Annotated in this window: 15 protein-coding genes, 1 tRNA gene and 2 rRNA genes; 8 read left to right on the forward strand and 10 right to left on the reverse strand. The window is 39.1% G+C overall.

Annotated elements, in window-relative coordinates:
- Positions 1-122 precede the first annotated feature (122 nt).
- From SAUT_RS10790 to SAUT_RS10800, 3 genes are all read right to left on the reverse strand, one after another.
- A 23S ribosomal RNA gene (locus SAUT_RS10790) occupies positions 123-3011 on the reverse strand.
- A gap of 286 nt (positions 3012-3297) precedes the next feature.
- Positions 3298-3374: transfer RNA gene (locus SAUT_RS10795), tRNA-Ile, on the reverse strand.
- Positions 3375-3661: 287 nt separating this feature from the next.
- A 16S ribosomal RNA gene (locus SAUT_RS10800) occupies positions 3662-5180 on the reverse strand.
- The 16S and 23S rRNA genes sit together here with 1 tRNA gene alongside, the layout of an rRNA operon.
- A 559-nt stretch (positions 5181-5739) precedes the next feature.
- Here SAUT_RS10800 and SAUT_RS10805 point away from each other — a divergent pair.
- Entirely contained in the window at positions 5740-6438 is a 699-nt protein-coding gene (locus SAUT_RS10805) for a Bax inhibitor-1/YccA family protein (protein ID WP_013327927.1), read from the forward strand.
- A complete protein-coding gene (locus SAUT_RS10810) occupies positions 6428-6835 on the forward strand; it encodes a hypothetical protein (RefSeq protein ID WP_013327928.1) in 408 nt (135 codons plus the stop codon). The genes SAUT_RS10805 and SAUT_RS10810 overlap by 11 nt, the downstream gene beginning before the upstream one ends.
- Here the strand turns inward: SAUT_RS10810 and SAUT_RS10815 are convergent.
- From SAUT_RS10815 to SAUT_RS10830, 4 genes are read right to left on the reverse strand one after another with little or no spacing between them, the layout of a single operon-like run.
- Positions 6825-7505 carry a methyltransferase domain-containing protein gene (locus tag SAUT_RS10815; protein ID WP_013327929.1) on the reverse strand — a complete coding sequence of 227 codons (681 nt, stop codon included), beginning with the start codon at positions 7503-7505 and terminating at the stop codon, positions 6825-6827. The two genes, SAUT_RS10810 and SAUT_RS10815, sit on opposite strands and share 11 nt — an antisense overlap.
- A gap of 10 nt (positions 7506-7515) precedes the next feature.
- Positions 7516-8313, reverse strand: coding sequence for a metal ABC transporter permease (locus tag SAUT_RS10820; RefSeq protein ID WP_013327930.1), 798 nt, complete (start codon positions 8311-8313; stop codon positions 7516-7518).
- Between the two features lie 2 nt (positions 8314-8315).
- Positions 8316-9086: a metal ABC transporter ATP-binding protein gene (locus tag SAUT_RS10825; protein ID WP_013327931.1), complete on the reverse strand. Its 771-nt coding sequence runs from the start codon at positions 9084-9086 to the stop codon at positions 8316-8318.
- Positions 9083-10018 carry a metal ABC transporter substrate-binding protein gene (locus SAUT_RS10830; protein WP_013327932.1) on the reverse strand — a complete coding sequence of 312 codons (936 nt, stop codon included), beginning with the start codon at positions 10016-10018 and terminating at the stop codon, positions 9083-9085. Before SAUT_RS10830 ends, SAUT_RS10825 begins: the two co-directional genes overlap by 4 nt.
- A 113-nt stretch (positions 10019-10131) precedes the next feature.
- On the opposite strand from SAUT_RS10830, the gene secG reads away from it, so the two are divergent.
- Genes secG through pyrE form a run of 3 tightly spaced genes read left to right on the forward strand, consistent with a single transcriptional unit; the run spans position 10132 to position 11653 of the window.
- Positions 10132-10461: a preprotein translocase subunit SecG gene (gene secG / locus SAUT_RS10835; protein ID WP_013327933.1), complete on the forward strand. Its 330-nt coding sequence runs from the start codon at positions 10132-10134 to the stop codon at positions 10459-10461.
- 21 nt (positions 10462-10482) lie between these two features.
- Complete coding sequence (gene frr / locus SAUT_RS10840; RefSeq protein ID WP_013327934.1) at positions 10483-11040, forward strand: ribosome recycling factor; 558 nt, start codon at positions 10483-10485, stop codon at positions 11038-11040.
- Positions 11041-11044: 4 nt separating this feature from the next.
- On the forward strand, positions 11045-11653 hold the full coding sequence (gene pyrE / locus SAUT_RS10845; protein ID WP_013327935.1) for an orotate phosphoribosyltransferase: 609 nt from the start codon (positions 11045-11047) through the stop codon (positions 11651-11653).
- A gap of 10 nt (positions 11654-11663) precedes the next feature.
- On the opposite strand, the gene SAUT_RS10850 is transcribed toward pyrE, so the two are convergent.
- Positions 11664-13286 (reverse strand): cation:proton antiporter, encoded by a 1623-nt coding sequence (locus SAUT_RS10850; RefSeq protein ID WP_041675572.1) that lies wholly within the window; start codon positions 13284-13286, stop codon positions 11664-11666.
- Positions 13287-13362: 76 nt separating this feature from the next.
- On the opposite strand from SAUT_RS10850, the gene SAUT_RS10855 reads away from it, so the two are divergent.
- From SAUT_RS10855 to SAUT_RS10865, 3 genes are read left to right on the forward strand one after another with little or no spacing between them, the layout of a single operon-like run.
- On the forward strand, positions 13363-14982 hold the full coding sequence (locus SAUT_RS10855) for a CTP synthase (protein ID WP_013327937.1): 1620 nt from the start codon (positions 13363-13365) through the stop codon (positions 14980-14982).
- The gene (recJ, locus tag SAUT_RS10860) at positions 14972-16561 is read left to right on the forward strand and encodes a single-stranded-DNA-specific exonuclease RecJ (RefSeq protein WP_013327938.1); all 1590 of its coding nucleotides are present in this window, start codon (positions 14972-14974) and stop codon (positions 16559-16561) included. The genes SAUT_RS10855 and recJ overlap by 11 nt, the downstream gene beginning before the upstream one ends.
- Positions 16562-16569: 8 nt before the next feature.
- Complete coding sequence (locus SAUT_RS10865; protein WP_013327939.1) at positions 16570-18696, forward strand: WD40 repeat domain-containing protein; 2127 nt, start codon at positions 16570-16572, stop codon at positions 18694-18696.
- On the opposite strand, the gene fliI is transcribed toward SAUT_RS10865, so the two are convergent.
- Both fliI and folE read right to left on the reverse strand, forming a co-directional pair.
- Positions 18683-19990, reverse strand: a complete 1308-nt coding sequence (gene fliI / locus SAUT_RS10870; RefSeq protein WP_013327940.1) for a flagellar protein export ATPase FliI — start codon at positions 19988-19990, stop codon at positions 18683-18685. The genes SAUT_RS10865 and fliI overlap by 14 nt on opposite strands.
- A 3-nt stretch (positions 19991-19993) precedes the next feature.
- Complete coding sequence (folE, locus tag SAUT_RS10875) at positions 19994-20578, reverse strand: GTP cyclohydrolase I FolE (protein ID WP_013327941.1); 585 nt, start codon at positions 20576-20578, stop codon at positions 19994-19996.
- Positions 20579-20660: the final 82 nt, after the last annotated feature.

Raw genomic sequence — 20660 nt, forward strand, 5'->3', positions numbered from 1 at the left:
TGAGTTAAAATTGTTAAAGTCAACAAAGGCAATAAAGCCTAACTAAATAACTTAACATATCTCTTATTAGCGATATACACTAAATAAGGTAGTGAAGCAATTGTGTTCAAATAAATGAACGTAAAAAAAAGACAAACGTACTATTAGTACTGGTCAGCTAAACAGATTGCTCTGCGTACACATCCAGCCTATCAAGCTTGTAGTCTTCAAGCGTACTTCAGGGAACGTTCATCTTGGAGTTGGCTTCCCGCTTAGATGCTTTCAGCGGTTATCTCATCCGTGCGTAGCTACCCAGCTATGCCCTTGGCAGGACAACTGGTGCACCAGTGGCACGTCCAACCCGGTCCTCTCGTACTAGGGTCAGCTCTCCTCAACGTTCCTACGCCCACGGAAGATAGGGACCGAACTGTCTCACGACGTTCTGAACCCAGCTCGCGTACCGCTTTAAATGGCGAACAGCCATACCCTTGGGACCTGCTCCAGCCCCAGGATGCGATGAGCCGACATCGAGGTGCCAAACCTCCCCGTCGATGTGAGCTCTTGGGGGAGATCAGCCTGTTATCCCCGGCGTACCTTTTATCCTTTGAGCGATGGCCCTTCCACACAGAACCACCGGATCACTATGACCGTCTTTCGACTCTGCTCGACTTGTATGTCTCACAGTCAGTCCGGCTTATGCCATTATACTCTACGGTGGATTTCCAACCCACCTGAGCCGAACTTTGTAAGCCTCCGTTACTTTTTAGGAGGCGACCGCCCCAGTCAAACTACCCACCAGACATTGTCCTCGCACGAGATAATCGTACGGAGTTAGCTATCAGAATATTCAAGGGTGGTATCTCAAGGATGCCTCATCATAATCTGGCGACTATGAATCAAAGGCTCCCACCTATCCTGCACATGAATATCCCAATAGCAGTGTCAAGCTATAGTAAAGGTGCACGGGGTCTTTCCGTCTTTCCGCGGGTAGGAGGAATTTTCACCTCCACTACAATTTCACTGGATCCCTTGTTGAGACAGCTCCCATCTCGTTACGCCATTCATGCAGGTCGGTATTTAACCGACAAGGAATTTCGCTACCTTAGGACCGTTATAGTTACGGCCGCCGTTTACTCGGGCTTCAATTCATGCCTTCGCTAATGCTAAGCAATCCTTTTAACCTTCGAGCACCGGGCAGGCGTCACACCCTATACATCCACTTACGTGTTAGCAGAGTGCTGTGTTTTTGGTAAACAGTCGGGAGGGACTCTTTGCTGCGACCCGTCATTGCTTCACAGAGTAAATCTGTTAACAAATAGGGCACACCTTATACCGAAGATACGGTGCTAGTTTGCAGAGTTCCTTAACAAGGGTTCATCCACGCGCCTTAGAATACTCATCTCACCCACCTGTGTCGGTTTACGGTACGGGCAACATTACATCTCGTTTAGAGGCTTTTCTCGGCACGACAGTATCGACGATTCAGTTCGCTCTCCGAAGAGATTGAACTGCCTGTAAGATCTCGGTTGCATGAAGAGCGGATTTGCCTACTCTTCAACCTACTTCCTTCGAGCCACTATTCCATCAGTGACCTCGTCTAACTCTATGCGTCCCCCCATCACTCAAATGATGTAATGTCGGTATCGGAATATTAACCGATTTGCCATCGTCTACCCCTTTCGGACTCGACTTAGGTCCCGACTAACCCTACGATGACGAGCATCGCGTAGGAAACCTTGGGTTTACGGCGAAGGAAATTCTCATTCCTTTTCTCGCTACTCATGCCTGCATGCTCACTTCCATCCGCTCCAGTACTCCTTACCGGTATACCTTCAGCGCTGAATGGAACGCTCTCCTACCACTTACAGTAAACTGTAAATCTAAAGCTTCGGTGTTTATCTTAGCCCCGTTATATTTTCGGCGCAGAATCGCTAGACCAGTGAGCTGTTACGCTTTCTTTAAAGGATGGCTGCTTCTAAGCCAACCTCCTGGTTGTCACAGCAACTCCACATCCTTTTCCACTTAGATAAAACTTTGGGACCTTAGCTGTTAGTCTGGGTTGTTCCCCTCTCGACATAGGATTTTATCACCCTACGCCTGACTCCCGAGGTTACACGTATAGTATTCGGAGTTTGATAGGGTTTGGTACCGCGGTAAGCAGCCCTAGCCCTGTCAGTGCTCTACCCCTATACGCTAATGCTCGAGGCTATACCTAAATATATTTCGGAGAGAACCAGCTATCACTGAGTTTGATTGGCCTTTCACCCCTATCCACAAGTCATCCGAAGAATTTTCAACTTCTACCGGTTCGGTCCTCCACTGGCTCTTACACCAGCTTCAACCTGCTCATGGATAGATCACTCAGTTTCGGGTCTGCAGCATCTGACTATGTCGCCCTATTAAGACTCGCTTTCGCTACGGCTTCTCGTTCGATTAACCTTGCCAGATACCACAACTCGCAGGCTCATTATGCAAAAGGCAGTCCGTCACACTTATTTAATAGTGCTCCGAATGATTGTAAGCCATAGGTTTCAGGTTCTATTTCACTCCGCTCACCGCGGTCCTTTTCACCTTTCCCTCACGGTACTTGTTCGCTATCGGTCTAGTAGTAGTATTTAGGGTTGGAGGGTGGTCCCCCCATATTCAGTCAAGATAACACGTGTCCCGACCTACTCGTTCGTTAACCTAGTACCACATAAATGTTTTCGCTTACGGGAGTATCACCCTCTATGCTCACTCTTTCCAAAGTGTTCTGCTAACAAATATGCTATCGCTAACCGCCCTACTCCAATTTCGCTCGCCGCTACTCTCGGAATCTCGTTTGATTTCTCTTCCTTCAGGTACTGAGATGTTTCACTTCCCTGAGTTCGCCCCCCGTAGGGTAACATGAATCGCTCCATGCTGGGTCGCCCCATTCAGAAATTCCCGGATCAAAGCTTCTTGGCAGCTCCCCGAGACTTTTCGCAGCCTAGTACGTCTTTCATCGCCTCTACTAGCCAAGGCATCCACCTATGGCCCTTAATATCTTTTTATTCTATGTTGCGTTCACTACCTTATTTAATGTATCTCTACAGAAAATAAGATGAATGATCTGTTATTGTAGTTATTTAGTTTATAATAAATTTCTTTATTATAGTTGTTGACTTTAACAATTGTAATTTAATGATCGTTTGGTCTTAAAAACCAAATTTAAACTTTTAAAATAAAAAGCTTAAATTTAATTTCTGAAAACTCGTTTTGAGATGAGTTGTGCTAAAAAAAGAGGCGAAGCTTGCTATAGCAAGTGAGTCTCATTTTTTAGTGCAAATCGCTCAAAAATGGTGGGCCTACCAGGACTTGAACCTGGGACCTCACCCTTATCAGGGGTGCACTCTAACCAGCTGAGCTATAGGCCCTTTTGGGGTGCTTTTTGCTTTTCTCGGCGTCAGAACCTTTGTTCCGTTTGTCACGTACATTTAGTACGCTCCGCACTCCACAAAGAACTTTCCTTGATAAAAACAAAAATCCCTTCCAAAACATCTTGTGAATGTTTTAGAAGTTACTCCCTCTGACATAATCAATGTTATAGAACATAGATCACTGAAAACTAAGCAAGTAAGATTAGAAAGTAACTAAATAAACGATCTCTTGTGAGATTTTCTTTTTGTATGTCAATTCAAATGAATGATTGACTTTACTCTAGAAAGGAGGTGATCCAACCGCAGGTTCTCCTACGGTTACCTTGTTACGACTTCACCCCAGTCGCTAATTCCACCGTAAGCGGTAGCGCCCCGAAGGTTCGCTTCCCGATTTCGGGTGAAATCAACTCCCATGGTGTGACGGGCGGTGAGTACAAGACCCGGGAACGTATTCACCGTAGCATTGCTGATCTACGATTACTAGTGATTCCAGCTTCATGGAGTCGAGTTGCAGACTCCAATCCGAACTGAGAGACGCTTTAAGTGATTAGCTCCACCTCGCGGTATCGCAACACTCTGTACGCCCCATTGTAGCACGTGTGTAGCCCTAGCCATAAGGGCCATGATGACTTGACGTCGTCCTCACCTTCCTCCTCCTTACGAAGGCAGTCTCCTTAGAGTGCTCAGCCGAACTGCTAGCAACTAAGGACGAGGGTTGCGCTCGTTGCGGGACTTAACCCAACATCTCACGACACGAGCTGACGACAGCCGTGCAGCACCTGTTTTCATGTTCCCCGAAGGGCACCACTCTATCTCTAAAGTGTTCAATCAATGTCAAGGCTAGGTAAGGTTCTTCGCGTATCTTCGAATTAAACCACATGCTCCACCACTTGTGCGGGTCCCCGTCTATTCCTTTGAGTTTTAATCTTGCGACCGTACTCCCCAGGCGGAACACTTAATCTGTTAAGTGCATCACCGAGATGACTAGCATCCCGACGACTAGTGTTCATCGTTTAGGGCGTGGACTACCAGGGTATCTAATCCTGTTTGCTCCCCACGCTTTCACGCCTTAGCGTCAGTTATGTTCCAGGAGATCGCCTTCGCTTTCGGTATTCCTAGTGATATCTACGGATTTTACCCCTACACCACTAATTCCATCTCCCCCTCCCATACTCTAGATTGGAAGTTTCAAATGCAGTTCTACAGTTAAGCTGTAGGATTTCACATCTGACTTTCCAACCCGCCTACGCGTCCTTTACGCCCAGTGATTCCGAATAACGCTTGCACCCTCCGTATTACCGCGGCTGCTGGCACGGAGTTAGCCGGTGCTTATTCATATGCTACCGTCATTTTCTTGACATATAAAAGGAGTTTACACACCGAAATGCGTCATCCTCCACGCGGCGTTGCTGCATCAGGGTTTCCCCCATTGTGCAATATTCCTCACTGCTGCCTCCCGTAGGAGTCTGGTCCGTGTCTCAGTACCAGTGTGGCGGATCATCCTCTCAAACCCGCTACCCGTCATTGCCTTGGTAGTCTCTTACACTACCAACAAGCTGATGGGATATAGACCGATCTCTTAGCGAAAAACTTTCCCGACTTACCTTTTGGTAAGAAGGAGTATCCAGTATTAATCATCGTTTCCAATGGCTATCCCAGACTAAGAGGCACATTATCTATATATTACTCACCCGTGCGCCACTCGTCAGCAAAGAAGCAAGCTTCTCTCTGTTACCGTTCGACTTGCATGTGTTAAGCACGCCGCCAGCGTTCATTCTGAGCCAGGATCAAACTCTCCATAATTGAATTATGTAAAGAACACATTACTGTGCATTACTGATCTTTGCCCAAGATTTAAAAATCATTGGCTTTATTAAGACATCAAGAGTGCTTAAGCTCTTAATGAATATAGTTATCTATTACTATAGGGAATCTAACTATAAATAGTTAGATTTCAAAATAGAATAGACGGTTGTTGTTATATTAGTTATTTCTAAGTAATTTATATCTTTACCTTACGGTAAAAACTCTCTTACTTGCTTAGTTTTCAATGATCTCAAACAATTTCAATCGGCTTCAACTCGAAGTCTCTCTAGGCCTTTTAAACAAGGTCTCTCTGTTTGTGGATGGGAATTATAGGGGATTTCAACTTTAATGTCAAGAGTATTTTAAAAGAATTTCAAATTTCTTTTTGAGTTGTTTCTTTTAGAATTAGTTTTACTTATTTTATTTTTCTATTTTTGCTTATATATAATAATGTAAGCATATTATTTGCATTCATGTTGCCTTCCATTAACTTTTTATCTATAGAATTCACTAAATAAAAAATATCTTAAAGAAGATATTGTAAAAGGAAAAAAACATGGGACTTTATGATCGTGATTACGCAAGAGGAAACTCTTATGCTTCTCAAACAAACAGTCGTAGCGAAGCTCAAATAGTCTCTTTCGTAAAAGAGACTTATAAGCTTTTTGCTGCATCAATGATGGCGGGAGCTGTAGGTGCTTACGTAGGTGTGCCTTTAGCTGCAAGTATTTCAGGTTTAATCTGGCCGCTGTTCTTTTTAGAAATTGGACTTTTAATCGGTTTACAATTTGTTAAGAACAAACCGGGCATAAACCTTTTGGTAATGTTTGCCTTTGTATTTGTTACAGGGCTTACAACAGCACCTTTACTTGCATATACACTCGGAATGAACGGCGGTGGAGCGGTAGTTGGTAATGCATTTGCAATGACTGCTGTTGTATTTGGAGCGATGAGCTTTTTCGCTATAAAAAGTACAAAAGATTTCACAGGATACGGGAAGCCTTTAATGATTGCACTTGTTGTAATCATTGGTTTTTCAATATTAAATATATTCTTGGGAAATCCGATGTTTCAAATTATTATTGCCGGAGCAGTGGTAATACTTTTTAGTATCTTGGTAATATATGATACGCAAAACATTATGAACGGAGCATACCAAACTCCAATTGACGGTGCTATAGCACTTTATTTAGATTTTCTAAATATTTTCATAGCACTTCTACAACTATTCGGCATTTTTGGAAATGAAGAGTAATTCTCTTTCACCCGACTTATTTCGGGTGATTGACGCCAACATCAACCGCCTCAAAGAAGGTATACGCGTTGTTGAAGATATACTTCGCTATAAAGACAACAACAAAGAACTTTCCTCAAAATTAAAATCACTCAGACATAGAGCACAGATAAAAGAGACACAACAACTGCTCCAACATAGAGACAGCGTCAATGACGTACTTCGCCCTTCGACAAAAAGCGAACAAAACCGCTCCAATCTTGAAGATATACTTACCGCTAATTTTAAGCGTGCCGAGGAATCTGCCAGGGTATTAGAAGAGTTGTATAAATTAGAAAATATACAATACAGCGAGAACTTCAAAACTGTACGGTATGAGCTATACAATTTAGAAAAAGAAGTAATAATTAATAGATAAAAGCTACTTCAAATTCTAAATAGTTCAGTGGATACTCCTGCATCAGTTTTTTCATCTCTTTATAACTTAAAACATTACGAGAAGCGCTTACTCCGCTCTTTTTTATATAGCGAAACATATCTCTTACATTATCAAATTCTAACTTATAGTGAACAACTTCAAAATTGGCATTAAAATACTTTTTTTGCAATGCATTAAGTTTATCAGTATTGATTAGCAAAGGTTCTAAACCTGCTGTTTTGTAAAGTGTTTCAAATGTGTTTGCCGTAAAAACTGCAAGTGCGACAGGAATATGTAAAGTTTGCAACTGCTCAAATATTTTTTCCATATCATCTGCCCATTGCAACGCTGAAGCAGAAAGAATATAATCAAAATTATATTCTTTGAGCAATTCAAAAAGATTTGCATCATTAAAATTTCCGTAAATACATTCAATATTTTCTGATTTTGGATGCAGTTCCAGCATTCCAGGAGCAAAATCGACTGCCATCAGTTTATTATATTTCCAGCTGATTTTTTTAGCCATTGCACCATTACCGCATCCTAAATCTAAAATATTTTTGGGTTTTGAAGCTACAAAAGAGAGTAGTTTATCGGCTACTTTTTGCTGAATAACATTATAGGAGCCGTAATGCATTGCATACTTGGAAAATTCAGAGCTTACTTTCATTGACTGTATATCATTTCTTATTTATAATAAGCGAAATAATGAAAATAACTATGATAGAGAGTACTATTGTAGCCCCTGAAGGCAAAGAATAATAATAAGAGAGGCTCATGCCAAAGATAACACTAAAAAGGGCAAAAAAGAGTGAAATGAGCATTGTATTTCTAAAGCCTACTCTATACTGCAGGGCAGCCACCGTCGGAATAACCATCAATGCACCGATAAGTAGACTTCCAACCACACGAATAGATAAGGCAATAATAACAGCAACTACACTAACAAGTAGAAAATTTAAAAATTTTACTTTTATGCCGCTTGTTTTTGCCACTTCTTCATCATAAGCAATAAAATAGAGCTCTTTGGAAAAAAGAAGCAAAAAGAGTAAAGAGATACTACCCACAATTACTATTGTTATAACATCTTCATTAGTAACAGATAAAATTGAGCCAAACAGATAAGAAAAGAGTGAATTGTTAAAAGCACCGCCCAAGGAGACGATAATAACGGCAACTGCTAGCGAACCTGAAAGTATAATCGCCAAAATAGCATCGCTGTAAAGAGAAAAAGCACTTCTAAGGTACTCAATAAGCCAGGCAGCGCCAATAGCAACCCCAACGGCAACCCATAAAGGATTGTACCCTGCTACCAGCCCTACAGCCACCCCGACAAGTGCTGAGTGTGCCAATGTTTCACTCATAAGAGAGTAACGGCGGAGTACAACGAAGTTGCCGCTTATTGAAGCTAATATAGCAATAAAAAGTCCTGCTACAAATGCTCTTTGCATAAAATCATAATCAAACATCTCCAACATACTTATCCTTCATGCTCGTGCTTGTGATGATGAAGGGCATGAGCATCTATGCCGTAAAGCTCACTCACCTCTTCACAACTCAGCATCTTTTTAGGGTCATTACAAATGGTTGCCTTTTGGTTGATAGTAAACAAACGACCGATATCATCAGCTATGACACCGATATCATGTGTGATAAACAAAATTGTAATATTCTCTTCTTTATTGAGTTTTGAAAGCAGCGTATAAAATCTTTGCTGCGAAACCATGTCAACACCGGTATTTGGTTCATCCAAAATCAGAATTTTTGGTGAAGATGCTAGCGCCCTGGCTATCATAACCCGCTGGCGCTGACCTCCTGAGAGGGTACCAACCATTCGGTCTTTTAAATTAAGAATATCCATTTTTATCATGGCATCTTCCACCACTTCTTTGTCTTCACTGCTCATACCGGCGAATATGCCTCTTTTTGCAATACGACCCATTTTTACGATATCTTCAACAGTGGCAGGAAAATTTTCATCTACAAGGGTTGCACGCTGTGGAACATAGCCTATTTTGTACCACTCTTTAAAAAATTTTAATTTTTTACCAAAAATTTTAATTTCTCCTGATGTAGGCTGCTCAAGTCCTAAAAGCATACGAATAAGCGTTGTTTTTCCACCACCGTTTGGTCCGATGATGGCAATATACTCCCCTTCAAAAATTTCAAATAATATATCTGAGAGAATTGTTTGTCCACGAACAATAAAGTTAAGATTCTTTACATCAAAGATGGGTACTTTGAATTTCATTTGCACATAAGAGCCTTGGAGAGTTTTTTAAGGTTTTGCTTCATTATATCTTCGTATGTCATCCCTGCCCTTGCTTCATCTGCCGTAATATTCCCAAGAGGCTGAAATACATCCACAGTGATATTTGCATCTTTTGCTATTGTTTTTGTCACCTTGTCATTGACAAAATTTTCATAAAAAATTGTTTGTATGCCTTTTGCGTGAATATCTTGGAAAATACGTCTGATTGCTTTGGCGCTCGGCTGGGCTTCGGGAGATAATCCGGTAAGTGATTCTACATGAAAGCCGTATTTATTTGCTACATAGCCAAGAGCATTATGACTGACAACAACATTCTTTTGTTTACAGTTTGAGAGTGTTTTTGTATACCCTTCATCAAGTTCATTCAACATTTTTATATATTTGTCTCTATTTTTTATATAAATCTCTTTATTTTGAGGCTGCAGGACAATCAACTCTTTTGTAATGACCTCTGCTGCTATTTTCATATTGTCAAAATCAAGCCAATAATGAGGATCTATTCCCTGATGATGCGCTTCATGTTCATGTTCGTGATCTTGTGCAATCTCAGCCTCTGTTAATTTTCGTAATTTGACATATTTGCTTATATTTACTGCTTTATGTTTGAATTTAAATCCGTGTATCCAAGGCTCAAGTCCTGCTCCACTGTAAAAAACCAATGAACTTTTTTCTATACCAGTCATAAGTCTTGGAGTCGGCTCAAAACTATGCGGATCAACACCGAAAGGCAGAATGTTGATAACAGTAAAAGTGTTGCCTGCTATATGTTTTGTAATATCATACAAAGCAAATGTCGTCACACCCACTATTGGTTTTTCAACGGACGGCGGTTTTTTTTCATTTTGCATTACAATAAACAATACAGCTGATAACAGAACCAGAATTAATAAGACAATCTTTAAATTTTTCATTTTTGGCCTTCAAAATAGTTTTTATTTACTGTATGCAATTATACCCTCTTTTTAAGAGTTTGATAATATAAGATTTTTTAGATATAATTCGCCACTTTAATTTAGGAAAATATATGACAACCAGTCTTTTACTTATAATCCAAATCGTCTTAGTTATCATCTTGGTTATAGCTGTGCTGTTACAAAAAAGCTCAAGCATAGGCCTTGGTGCTTACAGTGGTTCAAATGAATCAGTTTTCGGTGCAAAAGGACCAAGCAGTTTCTTGGCAAAAACTACATTTACTATCGGCTTTTTGTTTGTTGTAAACACAATAACATTAGGTTACATGTACTCTCAGTCTGCGCAGTCTTCTGTGGTAGATGAAATGGCTCCAACAACAGACGTAGCTGCTCCTGTAGTACCAACTGCGCCGACTGCAAAACCAGCAGCTACACAAAAATAATCTTTCAAGGGAGAAAACAGAATGTTGAACGAAATATTTAATGAATGTGAAACAAAAATGCAAGGAAGCATTGAGCATATGCAAAGAGATTTCAAAACGCTTAGAACAGGAAAGGTTACGACCTCTGTATTGGACAATGTAAAAATTGACTACTATGGAACGCCTACACCGCTTGACCAGGTCGGTTCTGTTTTAGCAGCCGATGCAACAACTATTGTTATTAACCCTTGGGAAAAAAATCTTTTGCCTGATATTGAATCTGCTATAAATGCCGCAAATATTGGTGTAAATCCAAATAATGACGGTGATTTAATTAAGCTCTTTTTTCCTCCAATGACAGTTGAACAGCGTCAAGAGTCTGTCAAAAAGATGAAAACTATGGGTGAAAATGCAAAAGTTTCCATAAGAAATGACAGACGTGATGCAAATGACAAAATCAAAAAACTTGAAAAAGATAAAGAGATTACACAAGATGAATCAAAATCTGCTCAAGACAATGTACAAAAAATTACAGACAAATATATCACTAAAGTTGACAGCATCTTAAAAGATAAAGAAGCTGAAATACTGAAAGTTTAATATTATGGACGTAAAAAAAATATATATGGATGCAGATGCTCTTTTAGAAGGGCATTTTAAACTTAGTTCGGGGAATCATTCACAATTTTATCTTCAGTCTGCAAAAGTTTTGGAAGATCCTAAAACTGCAAAATTTTTAGCAGATGAACTTGCAAAGCAGATAAAAGCCAGCGGTCTTGAAATTGACACTGTTTGTGCTCCGGCTCTTGGTGGTTTGATTGCAGGTTTTGCTCTTGCAACTGCACTTGATGTAAGAAGTATTTTTGCTGAAAGAGTTGATAGTAAAATGTCTATTCGCCGCGGTTTTGAAATAAAACCGGGTGAGAAAGTTCTAATGTGCGAAGACATCATTACAACTGGTGGAAGTGCGATGGAAGCAGCTGAAGTTGTCAAAGAACTTGGCGGCGAAATCGTCGGTGTTGCAGCACTTGCAAACCGTGGATTCTGCCACAGACAAGGCAGTGACGTTGTAACAAAGCCAAACTGTAAACTTCCTCAGGACATTCCATTTTTTGCGCTTGCAGATTTTACTTTTGAAATGCATGCACCAGATGCATGCCCGCTCTGTAAAGACGGCAGTGAAGCCATTAAACCAGGTTCACGCGGAAATTAAGTTTCAACCTCTAGCTGTATTTCAGCTGGCAGGTTAACATCCTCTCCACCAAAACTCTAGCTACTTCAACTTTTCCGTCTACGATAGTCGTTATATCTAAATCCGCAAGTTTCTCTTTTTCTTCTAAAGAGACAACTTTGACGATAACATTGACATTCTTAGCATGGTTGAGTACTGCTTCACATATCAAACGTTTCTTTGCAAGATTATCAAGTGTCACTATCACTGCAGCTGCCTTGTCAATATTGAGTGCTTCCAGGATAGATGTTTTTGAAACATCCCCCAAATAAGCTTCTTTACCTTCGTTAAGTGCTTCTTTTACATGTTTATTGGAGTTATCTATAACAACATAAGGTACATCAAGTTCTTCAAGGTATTGTGTTACAAACTTACCGACAACACTATATCCACAAACAACCACATGGTTTTCTCGTCCCTTTAAAGCGGACATATCTGTAACAATGTCTTTTTCTTTTATTAATTTTGCTGTTATAGCATTAATATAAGGGACAAAAAATGGTGTCACTACCATAGAAAATATAACAATGAGCACCAACAAAGAAGCTAACTTGTCATCAATAATATGTCCTGATGCCGCAAGTGCAAAAATTACAAATGAAAATTCACCGACTTGGGAAAGAAAAAGTGCAGTTTTCAAAGAGGTGGCACTTGTTGCAGTCAAGCGTAAAAGTGCAAACATAATTAGAGACTTTATCATAAAAATCAGTAAAAAGAGACTGATAATCAATCCGATATTATGAATAAACAATGATACGTCTATTTTCATTCCTACTACAACAAAAAACGTTCCTAAAAGAATATCTTTAAAAGGTGCTATATCTGATTCTACTTTGTGGTGATATTTAGTCTCAGCTATTATCATTCCGGCTACAAATGCCCCTAAAGAGTATGTAAAACCCATATAATACGCAAATAGTGATGATGCCATCACTATAAACAATACAGAACCCATAAACAACTCATCCACTTCTGATGAGGCTGAAAAATGCAACAACCAGGCAACCACTTTTTTTCCTACTGTAAACAAAACACCTATAACAATAACAACACTAAAAAGTGTATGCCATAAAATAACCATAATATCCTGGTCACCTTCGTTTGTTAAAAAACTAATAAGAATTAAAATAGGAATAACTGCAATATCCTGAAATATCAATATACCGGTTGCATTCTGCCCATATGGTGTATAAATTTCTTTGGAACTTTTTAAATATGTCAGCACAATTGCCGTTGATGAGAGTGAAAAAGCAAGCGCTATAATGATGGATGATTTTGCTTCTAATGCAAAAATATAATGTGTAAGCAAGTAGGTGACAATTGTCGTAATACCAACCTGCAGAAAACCGTTGGCAAATATCTCTTTTTTCATAGAACCCATTTTTGCCAAAGATATTTCCAGACCGATGGTAAACATCAAAAAGACGATACCAAACTCTCCCGCCATTTCCAATTCATGCGAGTGGCTTGCTTCATGCAAATCAAAACCGTAGGCAATAATCGTACCTGTTAGGATATAACCTATAATTTGTGAAATACCTATTTTTTTCAAAAAGATATTTATGACTATTGAGAGGCCAAGTGCGATAATTATATATACTAAAATATTTTGCATAAGCATACTTTCATAATTTAATAAGACATTATATACTATAATCGCGCTTATAATTAATATATATGGAGATTTTTTGATGACTAAATACATTTTTGTTACCGGTGGAGTATTAAGCTCTCTTGGAAAAGGGATCACAGCTGCCAGTGTTGGTACTTTACTTAAACATGCCGGTAAAAATGTAGGCATGCTGAAAATCGATCCATATATCAATGTTGACCCGGGTACTATGAGCCCCTTAGAGCATGGTGAAGTTTTTGTTACAAAAGACGGAGCAGAAACCGACCTTGACATAGGAAACTATGAACGCTTTTTAGACAAATCATTCTTAAAGACATCCAACTTTACAACAGGTCAGGTTTATTCAAGTGTTATTGAACGTGAACGTGCCGGTGGATACCTTGGGCAGACTATACAGGTTGTCCCTCATATTGTCGGTGAAATTGTCAAGCGCATAAAAGAGGCTGGTGAAGGACATGACATTCTGGTTGTGGAACTTGGCGGTACAGTTGGTGATATCGAAGGCCTGCCTTTTATGGAAGCCATTCGTCAAATGAAACATGACGAAGAAGTTGCCGGTACATTCTTTGTACATGTAACGCTTATTCCTTACATCAAAGCAGCCGGTGAGATGAAATCAAAGCCAACACAGCATTCTGTTCAGGAGCTTCGCCGTATTGGTATTACTCCGCAGATGATTATTGCAAGAAGTGAAAATGCCTTGCCTAAAACATTCAAGAAAAAACTTGCAATGAGTTGTGATGTTTCTCCTGACAGTGTCGTAGAAGCACTTGATGCAGCAACTATTTATGATGTTCCTATGTCATTTTTAAGACAAAATATTTTAAAGCCTATAGCAAAAGAACTTGAACTTGGCGAAGTTGCTCCTGATATGCAAGAGTGGGATTCACTTGTCAAAAAAATCGTGCAGCCAAAAGGAAAAGTAGTTATTGGTTTTGTCGGTAAATATCTGGCACTTAAAGAGTCTTACAAATCACTCACAGAAGCACTCATACATGCAGGGGCACACCTTGACAGCAGAGTTGAAATCTGCTGGGTTGACTCTGAGGAAATTGAAGAAAGAGGAGCCCAGACACTTCTTAATGACTGTGACGGGATTTTAGTAGCAGGCGGTTTTGGGAATCGTGGTGTTGAGGGTAAAATTCAGGCAATTGAGTATGCTCGTGTAAATAAAATACCTTACCTGGGTATCTGTCTTGGTATGCAGCTTACACTTGTTGAGTATGCAAGAAATGTGCTCGGACTTGAAGGCGCGAACTCCATTGAATTTGATGAGAATACACCTCATCCTATGATTTATCTTATAGATAATTTTTTAGACCAAAGCGGCGGCATGCAGCTTAGAACGCACCAATCACCTATGGGTGGTACACTTCGTCTTGGCGAATACCCTTGTGACACAAAAGAAGGTTCACTTTTACGCCAAGCCTATAATGGTCAAAAAACAATTTATGAAAGACACCGTCATCGCTACGAGGCAAATCCTGCGTACAGAGAACAGCTTGAAAATGCAGGTATGATAGTGACCGGTGAGTCGAACGGACTTATAGAAACTGTAGAAATCCAAGGGCATCCATGGTTTTTAGGTGTGCAGTTTCATCCTGAATTTACTTCGCGTCTGCAGACACCAAACCCTTCAATACTAGCGTTTGTAAACGCCAGTTTAAATGCTGAATAATACACCGCACCTCAATAAATCAGACCTTTTTGAGCTTCTTTCTCAAAGGTTTGATTCCCAAGATAAAAAACTCTCCCAAATTCCAAATCCAGAACTGCTTACAGATGCAAGTAAAGCCGCGAAAAAAATTGCAGAGGCTGTGCAAAACAACAAACGTATAACCTTAGTGGGTGATTATGATGTTGACGGTGTCAGCTCCACTGCTATTATGGTAGATTTTTTCAAGCAAATTCCCTACCCTCTTGAGGCTATTATACCCAATCGTTTTACTGACGGTTACGGTGTCAGTCCTACAGTTTTACAAAGAGTTGATGCTGACTTAGTAATTACCGTTGACAATGGCATATCTGCCATTGAAGCAGCCGAGATTTGCAAGCAACGAGATATTAATTTGATTATTACTGATCATCATACGCCTTGTGAAATTTTACCTGATGCCTATGCTATAGTTGACCCAAAACTCCCTACATGTAACTACCCTTTTAAAGAAATATGCGGCGCAGAAGTTGCCTGGCTGTTACTTGGACTTGTTAAAAAAGAACTTGCATTAGATATTGACATGAAGCAGTTTTTGGATATTTTAGCCATTGCCGTTATTGCTGACATTATGCCTCTTATCGATATAAATAGAACACTTGTCAAAGAGGGTCTCAAACAACTAATGCACTCTAGCCGTCCTTCAAGCATTGTCATTCGTGACTTTTTAAACAAATCAAAAATTACAAGTGAAGATATTGCCTTCAATATTGCTCCGCGTATAAATTCTGCGGGACGTCTTGAAGATGCTTCCATTGCTCTTGATTTTTACACCGCACCAGATACTCATACTGCCTACAAACAGTTTGAACTGCTAGGCCAGCTTAATGATCTGAGAAAAGCAACAGAAGCACAAACAACCCAGGAAGCTATAGCCTCTGTTAATGAAGATGACAAAGTCATAGTCGTGTCAGGAGAAAACTGGCATGAAGGTGTTGTGGGCATTGTAGCAGCTCGTCTAGTAGATAAATTCGGGCGTCCTGCTATTGTTTTGAGTATAAAAGATGAAGAAGCCAAGGGAAGTGCAAGAAGTATCGGCGATGTCAATATATATGAGCTCATAAAAGAAAATGAACACTTGTTAACTAAATTTGGCGGGCATAAAATGGCTGCAGGACTGGGCTTACATGTAAAGGATATAGAAGCATTTACAAAAGCCATAAATACTAGTGCACAAAAGATTCCCCAAGATGACTTTATACCAAAAGAGCAGATAAGCGGAATCTTGGCAAGCGAAGATATAGACACAGAACTGCTTGCTCTGCTTGAACAGTTTGAACCTTTCGGAGAAGCAAACCTTCGACCGACATTTCTTATAAAAGATGCAGAGGTTGTCAGTATAAAACTTATGGGCGCGGACAAGTCTCATTCACGTATAGAAGTCAGACAGCATCCTCATCAAAGAAAGACAATTGAGATCATTGCGTTCAGACGCGTTTTTGAAATGCCTGTTGATAAAAAGATTACATGTAGCTACTCTGTGGCTAAAAATGAGTTTAACGGCAGAGTCTCTGCGCAGCTTTTAGTGAACAAGATATTTTAGGAGTTCGTATGCAAGAAATCCAAGAGTGCCAAAAAGTCCGCTCTGAGGTCACTGCTTTAAGCGCTTTACATAATAATTCAATAGCATTAAGTACGCGAACTCACGGTATACGAATTTTTGGAGCTGATGATTGTCAAAACAGACAAATACTCTCCATATCCCAATTAAATTACAAAACAACAGCCATCGATTTTCATCCAAGTGACAACATTTGTGCTATTGCAAATGATAAAGTGATATACATAATTTCCCTTACCAACAAAAGTGTTTTACAGACAATCTTTACACATAACGGCGCAATTGATATACTTCGTTTTGTTCCCAACCGTCCCTATCTTGTCAGCGGAACAAATGAGGGAAGAGTTATGCTTTACCGATATGACGGTCCCTCAGGAATATCTCGTCTTGTTTCCTTTCCTCATATCAGGGGAAAAAGAAAAATTACAAACAATTATGTCAGTGTTTTTGCATTTAGTCAAAACTATATAGCCAGCAGTGGATATGGGGGCTGCGTCAGTCTAGTTCATTTAAATTCTCACAAACAGGTAAAAGTTTTTTGTGATTCCAAGGTACGAGTAAATAGTCTGTGCTTTATTGATGAAGAAAAACTTTTATTTGGCAATGTTGATGGCACAATATACATACAACCACTCAAAAACAAAGAAAAAGTGCTCTCAATCAATATGCCTTTTACAGACATAAAGAATATAATACATTTTTCTCAAAGTAATTTTGTCATTATCAGTGGTAAATCAAACAGTATCAGCCTTATAAACATAAAAACTGCAAAAATAATCAGCCCGAAATATCTCACATTTAAAGATGAAATCCATACAATGACACTGACAAATGAGCAAAATCTCATCGTTGTTTTAAAAAACAATCAAACCTATCATGTAAAATTTGCAAATGCACAAAATTTAAAAGAGTGTATATTCAATAAAAACCTTCAAAAAGCTTTTGAAATTATTGACACAGATCCAAGGCTTCAAGGAACAAAAGAGCATAAAAGAGTCGAAGTTTTATATAATAAGCTTTATGCCAATGCATTTATTTCCCTCATTAACTCCAATAAAAAAGAGCTAAAAAAGATTATAGATATCATCAAAAATATAAAAAGTAAAACAGATGATATTAACCTCTTATATAATGCATATAATAATTATGCAAAATTTAAATCACTTTATCTTGAAAAAAAATATGCTCTTGTATACAATCTCAGTGATAAATTTCCACCACTCAAATACACTCCTCAATATAAAAAGATGGAAGATACTTTTAAAGAGGTATATACATTTGCCCAAAAACAAATACTTATAGGACGTCAGGATATTGCAAAAAATATATTAACACCCTATGTTACTGTTTTATCAAAGAGGACATTGATTAATCTTTTACTCAAACAAAATAAAGAATTTTTAGACTTTTTAAAAGCCCTGCAAAAAAAAGATTATAAAGTAATCCATTCTCTGATATCCAAATATGAATTCTTTAAAGATATTCCAGGTTACTCTGCATTACAAAAATCTCAAGAAATTCTTTTAAAAAATGTCAGTAGTGCCATAAATAATGCCAAGATTGATGAGGCAATACAACAAATAAAATCTTTACAAAACTTTACATGTAACGAAGATGAACTCGAAGAGCTTTATGACAATGCTTTATCTGTCAAAAAATTACTGACAAGTTATGAAGAAAATGATTTTAAAACATGTTATGCACTTATAGACAGTGATGAAAGACTCCAAAAACTCGAAATAACCAAACTGCTTGAAAAACATTGGCAAAAGCTTATGATTGAATGTGAAAATTATGCACTTCAAGGTGATATACAAAGTATAAAAGAAACACTGCATGAGCTTATAAGTATACCGACCCGGGCACAAAGGACGGGGGATTTACTCAGGCTCAGTTTTTACACACAAATAAAACATCTCATCAACAAAAACAAGTTTAAAAGTGCCGAGAATATCATCTATTCATATATAGACATCTTTGGTATGGACAAAGAGCTCAAAGTGATTATGGATAATTATGAAAAATATACCTCAAAGAAACTTGCAATCACACATGAGCAAGAAAAGAAATGCACAAGAGACAGTTGGATTCATTCACAAATTATTATGCATCCATAAGAGTAATCAGTGCTTGGCTTGTCTCGCTAAAAGATGTTTGAACAGTAGAATTCTGCGTTATAAAAGCTTCCATATCCTCTTTTTTATTAATAGCCTCATCAAGCTCAGCGTCACTACCCTGAGTATACGCACCTATTCTAATAAGCGTTTCATTCTCTTTAAGCAGTGTATACAAACGTCTGAACTTCATCACGGCTTTAAGATGCTGGGGTGTAATAATATCGCTCATTACCCTTGAAGCCGAATTTAAAATATGCACAGGCGGATAAATTCCAAAGTCGGTCATCTCACGGGAGAGTACAATATGTCCGTCTAAAATTGAACGTGACTGATCAGCGATAGGGTCACTCATGTCGTCACCCTCTATTAAAACGGTAAAAAAAGCTGTAATACTCCCTTTGCCTTCTTCTTTTCCTGCACGCTCCATCAACTGGGGCAACAATGTTAACGATGACGGCGGATACCCTTTTGAAGTCGGCGGTTCGCCAAGAGCCAGACCTATTTCACGCTGCGCCATGGCAAAACGCGTTACAGAATCCATGATAAATAACACATCCCTGCCCTGGTCTTTAAAATACTCAGCAACACTCATCGCTGCAAAAGCACCATATTTTCGCATCAAAGGAGAATCATCTGACGTTGCCACAACTATAACAGTATTTGTCAAGTCGCCGCCAAGGTTTTTTTCTATAAACTCCGGTACTTCACGACCACGCTCACCAATGAGTGCTACAACTTTTATAGGTGCATCTGCTCCGCGGACAATCATTCCCATCAATGTAGATTTTCCGACACCGCTTCCTGCAAAAATTCCGAGTTTTTGTCCTTTTCCGCAGCTAAGCAGCCCGTCAATTGACTTAACACCTACAGAAAAAACTTCATCTATCATGCCACGTTTCATTGCAGCTATAGGCGCTTTTATAATTGGAGCAAGTTTTGCATCTTTTACACTGCCTTTGCCATCAATAGGGCGCATAAATGGATCCACAACGCGCCCTAAAAGAGCAGGTCCTACAGGAATATTTAATCCAGTAGCATCCAAAAATACTTTATCTCCTGAGCGAAATCCCTCTACAAAAGAAAAAGGCGTAATAAAAAACAGATCTGCATCTATCTCTGTCACCATACCAACGGTCTCTTGTCCTGTTGTATCTGAGACAATTTTCACCATGTCGCTAATGCTTACATGTAAACCCTTTGCAGTAATAATCGTTGCATTGATTTTGACAACCTCACCAAAAGACACCGAATAATTTTTATTTGCAAGCTTCTCTTTTAGTAATGATAGTGGCATATTTTAATATCTGTTTCCCGTAGGAGAATTTATAAGTGAAAAGAATTCACTTCGTGTTTTTTCATCTTTTTTGAAAAGTCCGCGAAGTGCTGAAGATGTTGTTGTTGAATTTATTTTTTCAACACCGCGCATCTCCATACACATGTGACGTGCCTGAATAACAACACCAACACCTTTTGGTGCAATCGTATCCATAATGGCATCTGCTATCTGTTCTGTCAACTGTTCTTGAATCTGCATGCGACGGGCAAACACATTGACAACACGAGGAATTTTTGAAAGTCCAACAACCTTTCCATCGGGAATATAAGCTACATGTACACGACCAATAATAGGTAAAAGATGATGCTCGCATGTAGAATAAAACTCTATATCTTTTACTAAAACCATTTCATCATTTGAAGTCGTAAAAAGAGCTTTTTTTAAAATCTCTGCCGGATCTTCTTTATATCCGCCATAAATAAATTCATAGGCCTTTCTTACTCTTGAAGGGGTATCTATTAAACCCTCACGCTGAGGATCTTCTCCAACATGATGCATCATGACTTTTACTGCGTTTTCAAATTCACTGTTTTTATTATCTGACAAGGTTATGCCTTTTAAAGTTTTAATTATGATAGAGTAGCAAGAATTTGCTGAAAAAATGATGTGATGAAAAATCCCCAAGATA

This window comes from Sulfurimonas autotrophica DSM 16294, from assembly GCF_000147355.1.
Lineage (GTDB): Bacteria > Campylobacterota > Campylobacteria > Campylobacterales > Sulfurimonadaceae > Sulfurimonas > Sulfurimonas autotrophica.